Annotated in this window: 1 protein-coding gene; it reads left to right on the plus strand. The window is 68.8% G+C overall.

All coding sequences use genetic code 11. The annotated features are described in order from the left end of the window. On the plus strand, positions 1-222 hold a 222-nt coding region (locus BN358_RS25830; RefSeq protein ID WP_157593578.1), incomplete at its 5' end, for a rhomboid family intramembrane serine protease. Positions 223-234 lie beyond the last annotated feature (12 nt).

The raw sequence follows: 234 nt of genomic DNA on the forward strand, positions 1-234 counted from the left end.
TTCCTGTACCACCCCAGCCTCGTCGTCGCGGGCCAGGCGTGGCGGATCGCCACCTGGCCGCTCGCGAACACGATCTGGGTCGTGCTCAGCGCGATCATCCTGTGGTACTTCGGCACCGAGCTCGAACGCCTGATCGGGCGGCTCCGGATGCTCTGGCTGATCATCGGCACCTGGGCGGGGCTCACGATCGCGTCCACGCTGGTCGCCCTGATGCCCCGCTGAGCGGGTCCTACC

This window comes from Sedimentibacter sp. B4 (assembly GCF_000309315.1).
Taxonomy (GTDB): domain Bacteria; phylum Bacillota; class Clostridia; order Tissierellales; family Sedimentibacteraceae; genus Sedimentibacter; species Sedimentibacter saalensis.